This window comes from Heliomicrobium modesticaldum Ice1, assembly GCF_000019165.1.
Classification (GTDB): domain Bacteria; phylum Bacillota; class Desulfitobacteriia; order Heliobacteriales; family Heliobacteriaceae; genus Heliomicrobium; species Heliomicrobium modesticaldum.
Map to the genome: position 1 here is coordinate 2897154 of NC_010337.2, position 12983 is coordinate 2910136.

14 protein-coding genes are annotated in these 12983 nt (G+C 54.6%); 10 read left to right on the top strand and 4 right to left on the bottom strand.

The features are described from left to right. Positions 1-38: 38 nt before the first annotated feature. Both HM1_RS13415 and HM1_RS13420 read left to right on the top strand, forming a co-directional pair. The gene (locus tag HM1_RS13415; protein WP_012283937.1) at positions 39-707 is read left to right on the top strand and encodes a hypothetical protein; all 669 of its coding nucleotides are present in this window, start codon (positions 39-41) and stop codon (positions 705-707) included. After that, entirely contained in the window at positions 700-924 is a 225-nt protein-coding gene (locus HM1_RS13420; protein WP_041314026.1) for a DUF4314 domain-containing protein, read from the top strand. Before HM1_RS13415 ends, HM1_RS13420 begins: the two co-directional genes overlap by 8 nt. 199 nt (positions 925-1123) lie before the next feature. On the opposite strand, the gene HM1_RS13425 is transcribed toward HM1_RS13420, so the two are convergent. Next, positions 1124-2746 (bottom strand): IS1182-like element ISHmo2 family transposase, encoded by a 1623-nt coding sequence (locus HM1_RS13425; RefSeq protein WP_012281187.1) that lies wholly within the window; start codon positions 2744-2746, stop codon positions 1124-1126. Positions 2747-2996: 250 nt separating this feature from the next. Between HM1_RS13425 and HM1_RS13430 the strand changes: the two genes are divergently transcribed. Beyond that, positions 2997-3371 carry an amidoligase family protein gene (locus HM1_RS13430; RefSeq protein WP_041314029.1) on the top strand — a complete coding sequence of 125 codons (375 nt, stop codon included), beginning with the start codon at positions 2997-2999 and terminating at the stop codon, positions 3369-3371. A gap of 38 nt (positions 3372-3409) precedes the next feature. Here the strand turns inward: HM1_RS13430 and HM1_RS13435 are convergent, their stop codons facing one another. From HM1_RS13435 to HM1_RS13445, 3 genes are read right to left on the bottom strand one after another with little or no spacing between them, the layout of a single operon-like run. Then, positions 3410-4435, bottom strand: coding sequence for a site-specific integrase (locus HM1_RS13435; protein WP_012281343.1), 1026 nt, complete (start codon positions 4433-4435; stop codon positions 3410-3412). After that, positions 4432-5418, bottom strand: a complete 987-nt coding sequence (locus tag HM1_RS13440; protein ID WP_012281344.1) for a tyrosine-type recombinase/integrase — start codon at positions 5416-5418, stop codon at positions 4432-4434. The genes HM1_RS13435 and HM1_RS13440 overlap by 4 nt, the downstream gene beginning before the upstream one ends. Next, positions 5418-6641, bottom strand: a complete 1224-nt coding sequence (locus HM1_RS13445) for a site-specific integrase (protein WP_012281345.1) — start codon at positions 6639-6641, stop codon at positions 5418-5420. The genes HM1_RS13440 and HM1_RS13445 overlap by 1 nt, the downstream gene beginning before the upstream one ends. 166 nt (positions 6642-6807) lie before the next feature. Here HM1_RS13445 and HM1_RS13450 point away from each other — a divergent pair, with 166 nt between their 5' ends. From HM1_RS13450 to HM1_RS13480, 7 genes are all read left to right on the top strand, one after another. After that, positions 6808-7416 carry an amidoligase family protein gene (locus HM1_RS13450; RefSeq protein WP_012283939.1) on the top strand — a complete coding sequence of 203 codons (609 nt, stop codon included), beginning with the start codon at positions 6808-6810 and terminating at the stop codon, positions 7414-7416. A gap of 42 nt (positions 7417-7458) precedes the next feature. Beyond that, on the top strand, positions 7459-7923 hold the full coding sequence (locus tag HM1_RS13455) for a gamma-glutamylcyclotransferase family protein (protein WP_012283940.1): 465 nt from the start codon (positions 7459-7461) through the stop codon (positions 7921-7923). Next, positions 7904-8101, top strand: a complete 198-nt coding sequence (locus HM1_RS13460) for a DUF5049 domain-containing protein (protein ID WP_012283941.1) — start codon at positions 7904-7906, stop codon at positions 8099-8101. Before HM1_RS13455 ends, HM1_RS13460 begins: the two co-directional genes overlap by 20 nt. 89 nt (positions 8102-8190) lie before the next feature. After that, a complete protein-coding gene (locus HM1_RS13465; protein ID WP_041315645.1) occupies positions 8191-9792 on the top strand; it encodes a terminase large subunit in 1602 nt (533 codons plus the stop codon). Continuing rightward, positions 9789-11048: a phage portal protein gene (locus HM1_RS13470; RefSeq protein WP_012283943.1), complete on the top strand. Its 1260-nt coding sequence runs from the start codon at positions 9789-9791 to the stop codon at positions 11046-11048. The genes HM1_RS13465 and HM1_RS13470 overlap by 4 nt, the downstream gene beginning before the upstream one ends. After that, on the top strand, positions 11045-11758 hold the full coding sequence (locus HM1_RS13475) for a head maturation protease, ClpP-related (RefSeq protein WP_012283944.1): 714 nt from the start codon (positions 11045-11047) through the stop codon (positions 11756-11758). Before HM1_RS13470 ends, HM1_RS13475 begins: the two co-directional genes overlap by 4 nt. Positions 11759-11778: 20 nt before the next feature. Further along, on the top strand, positions 11779-12978 hold the full coding sequence (locus tag HM1_RS13480; protein WP_012283945.1) for a phage major capsid protein: 1200 nt from the start codon (positions 11779-11781) through the stop codon (positions 12976-12978). Positions 12979-12983 lie beyond the last annotated feature (5 nt).

The following is a 12983-nucleotide window of genomic DNA, read 5'->3' on the forward strand; positions in this document are numbered from 1 at the left end:
ATATGTAATCACCAAGGAAGCAAAGGAGGCTTTTAAAGATGGAAGTAAAATACAATGTGACCGGTGCGCGCCGCAAGGAACTGGCCAAGGCGGTCGGCGAGATTGCCGGCTGGCCTGCAACCTACAAAGGGGCGCCGACCTTCGCCTACGAGATAGGCGATTTCACAATCGACAAGGACGGGACGCTCTCCTTCGGAAGTATGACGGACAGTGAACTGGTGGAAAAGCTGCTGGAGGGGCTTTCCGAACGGTGCTTTGAATTCGAGGAACCCTCGGAGGGCTTGGTGATTGAGATACCGCTTGAGGGATTCACCGACGCGGCGCTCGAGAACCTCGACAGGCTCATCGCAAGCAAGGCCGGCCTTATCAAGAAAGCGGTCGGCGCGGATGCACTCCCCGTCATTAGGACGGAAACCACGCTGAAGTTCCCCTGGTTTTCCTTCAACGCGACCGGTGACGAGGTCAGCGCCTACTCCCGTTTTATCGGCGCGCTGTGTACGGCGGCAAAAGAACAGAAACGGGTCACCGCCAAAGAGAAGCCCGTGGACAACGAGAAGTTCGCCTTCCGCGTGTTCCTTATCAGGCTGGGCTTTGTGGGCGACGAGTACAAGCAGGCGAGGAAAATCCTGCTGCGGAACCTTTCCGGCAACAGTGCCTTCAAGAATGTGGTGCGGCCAAAAGCGGCGGTGGTAACAGCCAATGAATAAATTTCCTTCAAAGGAGACCGTGGAGAGGCTCCGAAAACAATACCCGGCGGGAACTCGTGTGGAGTTGGTGCGGATGAGTGACCGGTACTCTAAATTGAGGCCTGGAGACAAAGGAACCGTGGACTTCGTGGATGACACGGGTACGATATTCTGCTCCTGGGACAACGGCTCCACCCTTGGCGTGGTATTCGGCGAGGATGCCGTGAAAAAGCTGTAAAAGTACGCAACCTCCCCCCCTATAAAATTGTGTGGGTTATACCTCATAGAGGCCGTCTAGAAAATAAGCAAATTCCTAGCCAGCCCTTGCAAAAGCATGATTTTTTAATACAAACAGCAAAAAACTAGAGTCTTTTTATCGGTCTCACCAGCCCTTTTTGAGGATTTTCCTCAAAAAGGGCAGATCTCCCCCTTGCACCTTATGCGGCTTTTTTGAAAGCAACACCGCGTAAGGCGCTCACCTCCAACACCATGGTTGCATTCTTATCATTTCGTAGACGGTTGAGTTTTTGAAAGTTCGCCGCTAACGCGCTGAGCCGGGCGGCATAAGCCAGATTTCGTTTTCCGATACGGCGAACCCGGCGCAGTCCGTAACGGTTGACCAGTTCATTTTGCTTGGCTTCGATGCGGCTGCGAAGACGCATCTGTTCCTTATAGATTTTCGTTTGGGAGTGCTTTGCCGCCTCGAGCATGACACCATAGGCGTTGTGAATAAAAATCGTGCGCCGATGTTTCTTTTCTTTAAAACAGGTCGTGTAACGAGGGCAGTGCTTGCAATCATGGTCCTTGGCGCGAAGCACGAAGTTCTTCCCATCTGCCACTTCCGAATAGGTGGTGATGACTTTTCCTCTCGGGCAGATCAGTTGTGTTTGGTCTTCGGAAACTTGAAATCCCTCGCCCGCGAGGATATCACATTTTGTCTTTGGTGAAAGTGGCGCCACTACGTCAATGCCTTTTTCCTTGAGGGTGACACGGTCATCGCCCGCACCATAGTGGGTATCTCCAATGATCGTCGGGTTTTCTACACAATCGGTGGGAAGCTGATCCGCTAACGGCACCAGACTGGAGCCGTCATAGTCGTTGGCTTTCATGGCCTCGGCGGCGGCGATAAATCCGGAATTTCCGACTTCGACGATGGCCATCTTATACCCGCGCCATTTCGTCTTGCCCTTACAACCGAAACGGGCTTCGCTGTCTACAGCCGAAACTATCATATCTTTGACAGAACCGCCGGGGGCTATCTCAAGAGTTCCATCATCTTTCCGAATGATTCGTTCACGGAGGATACGGCAAAGCAAAAGGGCGTAATGAATGACATCGGGCTTCTTCTTCCACGAAGCCTCCGATGACTCCACGTAGGCCAGCAGTTCGTCAGCCTCGCTGACCACTTCAACAAGCCGTTCCATTTTGGCCTTATCGTCCAGGTTATGCTCTTTCACTTCCGTCACTGTTTCCAGGTAACGTACCGCCCGAGGGGCATGGGGGATTGCATGCCATGGAACACTGTATTGCTTCGCCAAAAGACGCACCAACAGGCGCATGGCTTGGCGGATCAGTTCGATGGTCGTGGGGGCACTGATGGGAGCTATGACATGGGTCGTGTCCGTTATCCAAGGTTCTTTCCCTGTCAAAACGCCCAGGTAGTACATCAACCGGATAAAGCGATCGAGATAGACCTTATCAAGTTCCTTTTGGATGAGCCGTTGCCGGTGGACGCCAAAATTGGCGTGATCAATGCCCGGTTCATCGAGGGCCATTCCTAACGCAAACTTGACCTCGATGTTCACACGTGTCTGTGCTTCCATCCCCCGGTCTGTTTCGCCCAGCATTTCCTGTAACATGCAGGCCATCGTCATCTGCCGGGCCGCATGACTGGGACGTCCGTTGTCAAGGCAATAGAGACCTGTAAAATCCTCCGGTTGTATTAATAGGGGCGCCAATTCACGAAACAGGCGAAAGACGGAATCGGCAGGCACAAGTTGGTCCCAGAGGGCTGCAAAGTCGTAAAAGCTAACTTGGGGGTCCACATCGAATCGAAACAAGGTACATCGCCTCGCTATAAACAGTCTTTGTACCTATATCCTTCGACGCGAAGAGTCAAATTCCCTTTAAATTCCACCAATTTCCATATAAAAACGTCTTGCTTTTTGCCCTCTCTTGAGGGGGTTTTTAGACAGACTCTCATAATTGACTTGCTATTAATCCCCTTCAGAGTGATATATGTACATGCCGGAAGGCACACACAACCACTTTGAAGGAGGATAAAGCACATGCTTTACAAGCAAATTCGGGATTGAGATTGAATTCACGGGCATCACAAGGAGCGAGGCGGCAAGGGTCGCAGCTGAGTACCTCGGCGGTATGGTCAGCAGCGCGGGCGATTATTACGACACCAAGAAAGTCACGGCGCCGGACGGGAGGGTCTGGAAGTTCATGAGCGACGCTTCCATCGACTGCCGCAGGAAGGACGGCAGGCAAAAGGTTCCGGCAGGCAGGGACTACAGCGTGGAACTGGTCAGCCCGATACTGACCTACCGCGAGGACATCGCCACATTGCAGGAACTGGTCAGGCGGCTTCGCCGGGCAGGAGCCTTTGCCAACAACTCCTGCGGCATCCATTATGACAAGAAGAACATTATGCTGAGTCAATGGCGGCAAGCCGCATAGCATGCGGCTTAACCGTCAAATGACTTTGCATAACATTTTCACTTACCGAGAGAACTTAGCCACTTCATCAGCTCAACGTCTTCTGACCACGATGATTGCCGACTATGCTGCGGCATAACTGTGGAAGCCGCTTTCTGCAAGGCTGCACGTTTCATTTCGGAGTCTGCCCTTGCGTAGATTTCCGTAGTTTTGACGCTGGCGTGTCCCAGCCAATCTCGAATATATACGAGATTCACCCCGGCTTGGAGCAAGTGCATGGCCTTGCTGTGCCGGAGCATATGCGGCGACACTATGGTTGGGATAATGCTTGCATCTTTCTCACGAGCGGCGGATGCGTATTTACTAAGGATATACGCGACACCGGCTCGTGTCAGTTTTTCGGCATTATGACCGACAAACAGCGGATGATCGGACTTAGCCGGAGCATCTAAACCCCAAGCAGACAAGTACTTCACGAGATGACCTGTCATTTCTGAGGAGAGCGGGCATTGCCGGGATTTTCGGCCCTTGCCAAAGAGCGTCACAACCGGCGGCGCGGCCAGACGCAAATCTTTCGGTCTTAACTCTATGAGTTCACTAACGCGCGCGCCCGTGTCATAAAGGAGACCGAGCAAGGCGAGATCGCGCATTCCGTAAACGGTTGAAGTATCCGGCATGGCCAGAATGGTTTTTACCGCGTCCACCGTCAGATAATTCACGGTTGGCTTCACTGTTCTTTTTACCGGGATGCTGAGCACTTGCTGGCACTGAAGCATCATATCCGGCTTTTCGCTCTGCAAATACCGGAAAAAGGCGTGAATTCCCGCAAGCCGGTGATTTCGTGTGGACACAGCGTTGCCCTGCACAGTTTCAAGCCATGACAGGAAGCCCTCAACAAATGATTTGTCAACATCCGCGAGGGTTAGACGTTCCGGACAAATGCCTCGCTGCGTATCCGCAAAGCGCAGCAGGAGCTTAAACGTATCCCTGTACGCGCGGACAGTGTTTTCGCTGGCATTGCATTGTCCGGGAAGATAAGCGGATAAATATTTCGTCAGCGCGTAAGCGAAATCCGAAGGTTTCATTGTGCCACCTCCAAATCCGCCGCCGGCAGCATGTTGCCGTAAACGCACTGAAGCTGTCCGAGGATTTCGGGGTGAACCGCCGCAGTCATGCGAAGATATTTCTCGGTCGCGGAAATATTCTCGTGTCCCAAATACATGGACAGCGCCGGAAGCGCACAATACAAATCCATGCCGTCCCCGGCCATTTTTCGCAGGCTGTGAACGGCGAACGTGTGCCGGAGATCGTGTACGCGCGGCCCCTTGCCCCGCCCATGGTGCGATATACCTGCTTCAAAGAGGAACCGGCGAAACCATGGATAAATCGTAAACGGTTCAACGCAGCCACCGTATTTGTTCGGAAAGAAATATGCGGTATCCGGGCACAGGAGTTCCATCCGCTCAGAATACGCGCGGCATCTGTCAGCAAGGGAATCGGACATCGGCACCAGACGATCCTTTTCGTTCTTTGCGTTCAGGATGGTCAGCACACCGTCGTCCAGCGAAACATCACATTTTTTGAGATGACATGCCTCGGCGCTCCGCAGACCGCAGCCGTACAGAAGCCGGAGGATCATCGGCATCACTTCGTGGATAAACGGTGATACCGTGCAAGGCGTCATTTGGTCGGCAGCATGAAAAATCGCCTTCAATTCCTCTGCGCTGAAGATGTACGGCGCATAACTCTGGGACACCGTGTTCTTTCGAACCGGTAAAACATATGCCGCCAGCCCGCATGACGAAAGAAACAGTGCGAACTGACGGATTGCAGAACAACGGAGATGCTGGCTTTTGGCTGCTTCCCCGGCTCGTTTTTCAATCCACTGTTCCGTTAATTCTTTTGTCAGCGTAGGTTCGGTAATTTTCTGTTCCACGCAAAAAACATCAAACCGCCGAAGCTGATGTTCTTCTGCGCCGTAGCGGTATCCTAATGCTCGCTTTTGCGAGATGAACGCCTCAATATGCGCCGCAAACGGGCTTTGTAAGGAAGTTTTGCATGGTTTCATCACTCGCTCACCTCCAACGCGCAGCTCCGCAGTTGCTCTACAGCAATTTTAAGATATCTGGCGGTGGTATTCGTCTCGCTGTGACCAAGGGCTTCCGACACAACCGGCAGCGGCGTTCCATTTGCCAGCATGCTGCTCGCCAGGCTGTGGCGGAACACATGCATTCCGTGCCTTTTGCCCGGAGGCACATAGATGTTGGCTGCTTTAAAGTACTTGGAAATAATGCTATTAAGATTGTTGTTTTTCCCGAATGCATCATATGGGGCGATGTGGCGCACAAATATGACTTTGCTGTCGGTTATGGGACGTCCGTTTTTCACATAGTCAATGAGCGCCCATCCAAGCTCATGGGAAAGCGGAAGGACAATCTCGTTGCCGGTTTTGCTTTGAATAAAACGGATTTCAGCCTCATCCCAGCGAATATTTTCAAAGCGCAGTTCGCGGATGTCGCCGACACGCAATCCAAGCCGGGCGGCAAGCAACAGGATTGCGTAATCGCGTTTTCCCTGCGGGTTTTCCCTGTCCACGGCATCCAGAATCGCCTGAATATCTTCCGGCGAGTATGCTGATGGGATTTTGGCTCTAGCTGGGACGCGCACCGAAGGGCAGAGCAATGACAAGTCCGACGAGGCGACGCCGTCCGCAAACAGCAGGGGCAGAACAGAACGCAATACATAAAGATCAAAGGCAACAGTGGTCTTCGCCAGCGGCTCAAGCGTAAGGAAATACTCGCGCATATGAGCCGCCTCAATCGCTTCTATCCGCAGGTTCCGTGATTCCAAGAAGGATACGAATCTGCGTAGGTGTACGCTAAACTGCCGTCGTGTTCTCTCTGCTATGCGGTTTTGTGCGCAATATTTCTCCGCTGCTTCAAATATGCACTGGTATCGCCGGGGGAATATCTCCCGCTTAGTATGATTGCGACGCAATACATACCCATACCGCTGAAAATCGCAGAGCATACCGGCGGCGCGGTAATAGGTTTTTTGCGTTCTGGTAAGCGAGTTCCCATCGCTGATGCCGTAATGTTCGCGCAAAAACTGCGTCATCCACTCGGCGTCAGCAGTTACGATTCCTTTCTCATCGGCGTAACAGGCAAGCTGTCGCCAGACGTGCCGATAGTGCCGTAGGGTGTCAACGGTGTAATTTTGTGTCACCAGATACGATTCAAGTCTGTTGACAAGTGCTTGAACCGGTGATTGATTCGGGGTTGGTTGATTCATTTCGATACCTCCACAAAAATATTTCCCTTGATTGGGATGATATGAGTGTGGAATATTATGCGAAGAAAATCAATCAACCGTGAGAGTTAGAGCGTGCCATACTGCTGAAAATGCAGAATAACTTAGCATAACGTTCTTCTTGCCATAATGGATGTTATGTGAAGCTTTGCATAACATCCACATCCACCTCGACGGAGCGGGCCATACGCCGAGAAGCATCCGGAACTTCATCAACATTATCGCCAGCAAGAACGACCTTTTCTATAAAGCACTGCAGATTGCGCCGGAAAGGATGCGGTACTGCAAGAAGATGGACGGCATCCTGGTAGAAAAGATGAACCGCCGCAAGCCTAAGACCATGCGTGAAATCGAGGAAATCTGGTACGAGGGATACAGCGAGAGCCGAAACCAGCATTACCACCACAGCAGGTACCATTTCCTCAACCTGCACAGCTTCTTCACGGGCAACCACACGGTTGAGCTTCGCGGCTTCAATGCGGGATCCCCGCAAAGTCGCAAGACTTTGGGGGGTGAGAGCAGCGAACTCCACGCCGGAAAGATTAGAAGCTACATCGTCCTCGCCCTGGCGCTGAACCACCAGGCTCTGACACAGAAATGCGCATCGGCGAGGAAGCCGCAGACCGAGAACGAAAAATTCGCCATGAGGACATACCTGAACCGCATCGGCTTTATCGGCGACGAATTTGCAAACTGCAGAGAGCACCTGACCGCCTACCTGGACGGCAGTGCGGCATGGCGGTTTCGGGCGGCCTGAGCCGCCTGAAAAACCAAGGCTGGAAAAGGAGGATTTAAGACAATGAATGGAAACAAGAAGTTATACGTTGCATACGGTTCAAACCTGAACCTCAGGCAGATGGCGGACAGATGCCCCACGGCAAAACCCGTTGGGGCCGGCGTTATGAAAGGCTGGCGGCTTCGATTCAGGGGCGCGCACGCAAACGCCGTGGCAACCGTGGAGCCATTCCTCGGCGGCAGTGTCCCCGTGCTGGTCTGGGAGATAACCCCCGCCGACGAGGCGGCACTTGACCGATATGAAGGCTGGCCGTTTTTTTACCGCAAGGAAACGGTCAATGTCAGGCTGGGCGGCAAGACCGTAAAGGCGATGGCCTACATCATGAATGAGGGCAGACCGCTGGGCCAGCCAAGCTGCTATTACTACGCCACCATTTTGGAGGGTTACAAGGACGCGGGCTTCGACGTGGATATCCTGTGCCGTGCAACCGGTGATTCGGTGGAGACGGATGAAAACGGCCATGACTGAAAAGATAAGGGAGCAGATCCTCTCCATCCGCGCAAGCGGAGTAACGAACATGTTTGATGTGCCCCGCGTCAGGCATGAGGCGTATGTACGAGGATTCCACGAACTGGTGGTTTACCTCGAAGAACACAGAGCGGAATACTGCCGTTTCATCCTGACGGGCGAAACGGATAACAGCTAATAGTACTGATGAAACTATAGGCCAACGGAAACAGGGCTTCTACGGGAGTCCTTTTTCTTTTGCCAATTTTCATAAAGGAGGCGGCCATCATACGAAAACTGAAGAAATATAAACCGACGGCGTTCATGGCGGCTGGCTCCGTGTACGACAAAGCAGCCGCCGACTACGCTGTGGCGTTTATCGAGGCCCTCTGCCACACCAAAGGCTCGTGGGCTGGGAAACCGTTTGAGCTTATCGACTGGCAGGAGCAGATTGTCCGGGATGTGTTCGGCATCCTGAAACCAAACGGCTACAGGCAGTTTAACACGGCATATGTCGAGATCCCGAAAAAGATGGGCAAGTCGGAACTGGCGGCGGCAATCGCCCTTCTCCTCACCTGCGGCGACAACGAGGAGCGCGCCGAGGTGTACGGATGCGCCGCCGACCGCCAGCAGGCTTCCATCGTATTCGAGGTGGCCGCCGACATGGTGAGGATGTGTCCGGCGCTGAACCGCCGGGTGAAGCTCTTATCTTCCACCAAGCGGCTTATTTATCTTCCGACCAACAGCTTCTACCAGGTTTTGAGCGCGGAAGCATACTCAAAGCACGGCTTCAACATCCACGGCGTGGTTTTCGACGAACTGCACACTCAGCCCAACCGCAAACTGTTCGACGTCATGACGAAAGGCTCCGGCGATGCCCGTATGCAACCGCTGTATTTCCTCATCACCACGGCTGGGACGGACACCCAGAGCATCTGTTACGAAACGCACCAAAAAGCAAAGGACATCTTAGACGGCAGGAAGTCCGACCCAACCTTTTACCCGGTCATTTACGGCGCGGACGAGGCGGACGACTGGACTGACCCCAAGGTATGGAAAAAAGCCAACCCATCCCTCGGCATCACGGTCAGCATTGACAAGGTGAAAGCCGCCTGCGAGAGCGCGAAGCAAAACCCGGCGGAGGAAAACAGCTTCCGGCAGCTTCGCCTCAACCAATGGGTCAAACAGGCGGTGCGCTGGATGCCGATGTTGAAGTGGGATGCCTGCGCGTTCCCTGTCGATACCGAAAGCCTTGAGGGGCGTGTATGCTACGGCGGGCTTGACCTCTCCTCCACTACCGACATCACGGCATTCGTGCTTGTGTTCCCGCCGGTGGATGAAACGGATAAATACACCGTCCTGCCTTTTTTCTGGATGCCGGAAGATAATATAGACCTTCGCGTCCGGCGCGACCATGTGCAGTACGACCTATGGGAGCGGCAGTGTTATCTTATGACCACCGAAGGGAATGTGGTGCATTACGGCTACATCGAGAAGTTCATCGAGGATTTGGGCGGGAAGTTCAACATCCGCGAAATCGCCTTTGACCGCTGGGGCGCGGTACAGATGGTACAGAACCTTGAGGGGCTGGGATTTACGGTTGTCCCGTTCGGGCAGGGCTTCAAGGATATGTCGCCCCCTACAAAGGAACTGATGAAGCTGACGCTGGAACAGCGTATCGCCCACGGCGGGCACCCCGTCCTGCGCTGGATGATGGACAACATCTATATCAAGACCGACCCGGCGGGCAACATCAAGCCCGACAAGGAAAAATCCACCGAGAAAATCGACGGCGCCGTAGCGACGATTATGGCGCTCGACCGGGCTATCCGCTGCGGTAATGACAACAGCGAGAGCGTTTACAACGAAAGGGGGTTACTGATCCTATGAGCAGGCTATCACGGCTTTTCGGTTTCCATTCGCGCGATAAGCCCAAGAACAGTGTCGGCAGTACGTTCTCCTTCCTGTTCGGCGGCACGACCAGCGGTAAGGCGGTCAACGAACGGACGGCCATGCAGGCCACGGCAGTGTATGCCTGCGTCCGCATATTGGCCGAAGCCGTCGCTGGGCTGCCACTGCACCTTTACCGGTACAGAAAGGACGGCGGCAAGGAGCGCGTTACCGACCACCCTTTATATTACCTGCTCCATGACGAGCCAAACCCGGAGATGACTTCATTCGTGTTCAGGGAAACACTGATGAGTCATCTTTTGCTTTGGGGCAACGCCTACGCCCAGGTAATCCGTGACGGGCGCGGGCGTGTGCTGGCGCTCTACCCCCTGCTGCCGAACAAGATGGAAGTCAGCCGTACAGCAGGCGGCGAGCTTATCTACACCTACCGCCGTGATTCAGAGGAAAGCCGTGTAAATCCAAACAGCGGTACCGTCACATTGCGGCGCGATGAGATTCTGCATATCCCCGGCCTGGGCTTTGACGGTCTTATCGGCTACAGCCCAATCGCCATGGCGAAGAACGCCATCGGCATGGCGCTGGCCACCGAGGAATACGGGGCCGCCTTTTTTGCCAACGGCGCAAACCCGGGCGGCGTGCTGGAGCACCCCGGCGTCATCAAAGACATCCAGCGGGTTAAGGATAGCTGGAACAGCGCCTATCAGGGCAGCGGCAACGCCCACCGTGTGGCTGTGCTGGAAGAGGGCATGAAATTCCAGGCAATCGGGATACCGCCTGAACAGGCGCAGTTTCTGGAGACACGGAAATTCCAGATCAATGAGATCGCCCGCATTTTCCGGGTGCCGCCCCATATGGTCGGCGATTTGGAGAAATCAAGCTTCAGCAATATCGAGCAGCAAAGCCTTGAGTTCGTGAAATACACCCTCGACCCCTGGGTGGTGCGCTGGGAGCAGTCGCTCCGGCAATCACTGATATTGCCGTCCGAAAAGCCGTCGCTTTTCGTGAAATTCAACCTGGACGGCCTGCTGCGCGGCGACTACCAAAGCCGGATGACAGGCTATGCCACGGCTCGTCAGAACGGCTGGATGTCGGCCAACGACATCCGCGAGCTGGAGGATATGAACCGCATTTCCGCCGAGGAAGGCGGCGACTTATACCTGGTCAACGGCAATATGACAAAGCTGGCTGATGCGGGTGCGTTTGCAAACAATCAACCGAAGGAGGTTAGCAAATGAGGAAATTCTGGAACTGGGTGCGGGATTCGGATGAGGAACGCACCCTTTATCTTAACGGCCCAATCGCTGAGGAAACATGGTGGGGCGACGAAGTTACGCCCAAGCTGTTTAAGGACGAACTACTGTCGGGTTCCGGCGATATCACGGTGTGGATTAATTCCCCCGGCGGCGACGTATTCGCCGCGGCGCAAATATACAACATGCTTATGGACTATTCCGGCAATGTCACAGTCAAGATTGACGGCCTCGCGGCCAGCGCCGCCTCTGTCATCGCAATGGCCGGCGGCGATGTGTACATGTCGCCCGTGAGCATGCTCATGATCCATAACCCCAGCACCATCGCCATCGGCGACAGCGAGGAAATGCTCCGCGCGAAGGCGCTGCTGGATGAGGTTAAGGAAAGCATCATCAACGCGTATGAACTGAAATCCGGCCTGTCACGCGCGAAGCTGTCCCACCTGATGGACGCCGAGACATGGATGAACGCCAAAAAGGCTGTGGAACTCGGCTTTGCGGACAAAATCCTGTTTATGGGCGGCGAGGAGCCGCAGGATACGGGCCAGGGGCTGATTTTCAGCCGTATGGCGGTCACGGCGTCGCTGCTTGGGAAGATCCCCAAGCCTAAGACGGAAACGGGTACCCCGATGGAAGCCGCCAAAGCTACTCCTGTGGATTGGCTTTATAAGCGGCTTTCTTTAATTTCCCACTAAATTTAAGGAGGACTGACACAATGAGCAAGATTCTTGAACTGCGCGAAAAACGCGCAAAGGCATGGGACGCGGCAAAGGCGTTCCTTGACAGCAAGCGCGGCGGAGACGGGCTTTTGTCCGCCGAGGACACAGCGACTTACGACAAAATGGAAGCCGATGTGGTGGCGCTCGGCAAGGAAATCGACCGCCTGGAACGGCAGGCCGCCATCGATGCGGAGCTCTTAAAGCCGACCAATACGCCTATCACGAATACCCCTACCGGCGTACCCTTCGAGGACAAGACCGGCAGGGCCGGCGCGGAGTACAAGCGCGCCTTCTGGAACGCCATGCGCGGCAAGGGCGACGTGGCCGTACGCAACGCCCTGCAGATAGGCACCGATTCCGAGGGCGGATACCTCGTCCCGGATGAATTCGAGCGGACACTGGTGGAAGCCCTGGAGGAGGAAAACATCTTCCGCAGGCTGGCCAATGTCATCACCACATCCACCGGCGACCGTAAGATTCCTGTTGTGGCAAGCAAGGGTACGGCTTCCTGGGTCGATGAAGAGGGCGCCATTCCCGAAAGCGACGACAGCTTCGGGCAGGTGTCCATCGGCGCCTACAAGCTGGCCACCATGATTAAGGTTTCCGAGGAACTCTTAAACGACAGCGTATTCAACCTCGAAAGCTACATTACCAAGGAGTTCGCCCGCCGCATCGGCAACAAGGAAGAGGAAGCCTTCTTCACAGGCGACGGCACCGGCAAGCCGCTGGGCATCCTTGCCGCCACGGGCGGCGGCCAGGTCGGCGTTACCACGGCGGGTGCTACCGCCATCACGCTGGATGAGATCCTCGACCTGTTCTACAGCCTGAAAGCGCCCTACCGCAACAAGGCGGCGTTCGTTATGAACGACTCCACCATCAAGGCCATCCGCAAGCTGAAGGACAGCACCGGGCAGTATCTCTGGCAGCCATCCGTCAAGGAAGCGACGCCCGACACCATCCTCAACCGCCCGCTGTACACCTCGTCGTACGTGCCTGCCATCGAGGCCGGTGCCAAGACCGTGGTATTCGGCGATTTCAGCTACTACTGGGTAGCCGACCGTCAGGGACGCGTATTTAAGCGGTTGAACGAACTCTATGCCGCCACGGGCCAGGTGGGTTTCATTGCCACACAGCGTGTGGACGGCAAGCTGATCCTGCCGGAAGCCGTCAAGGTACTCCAGCAGAAAGCAGCCTAATCGAA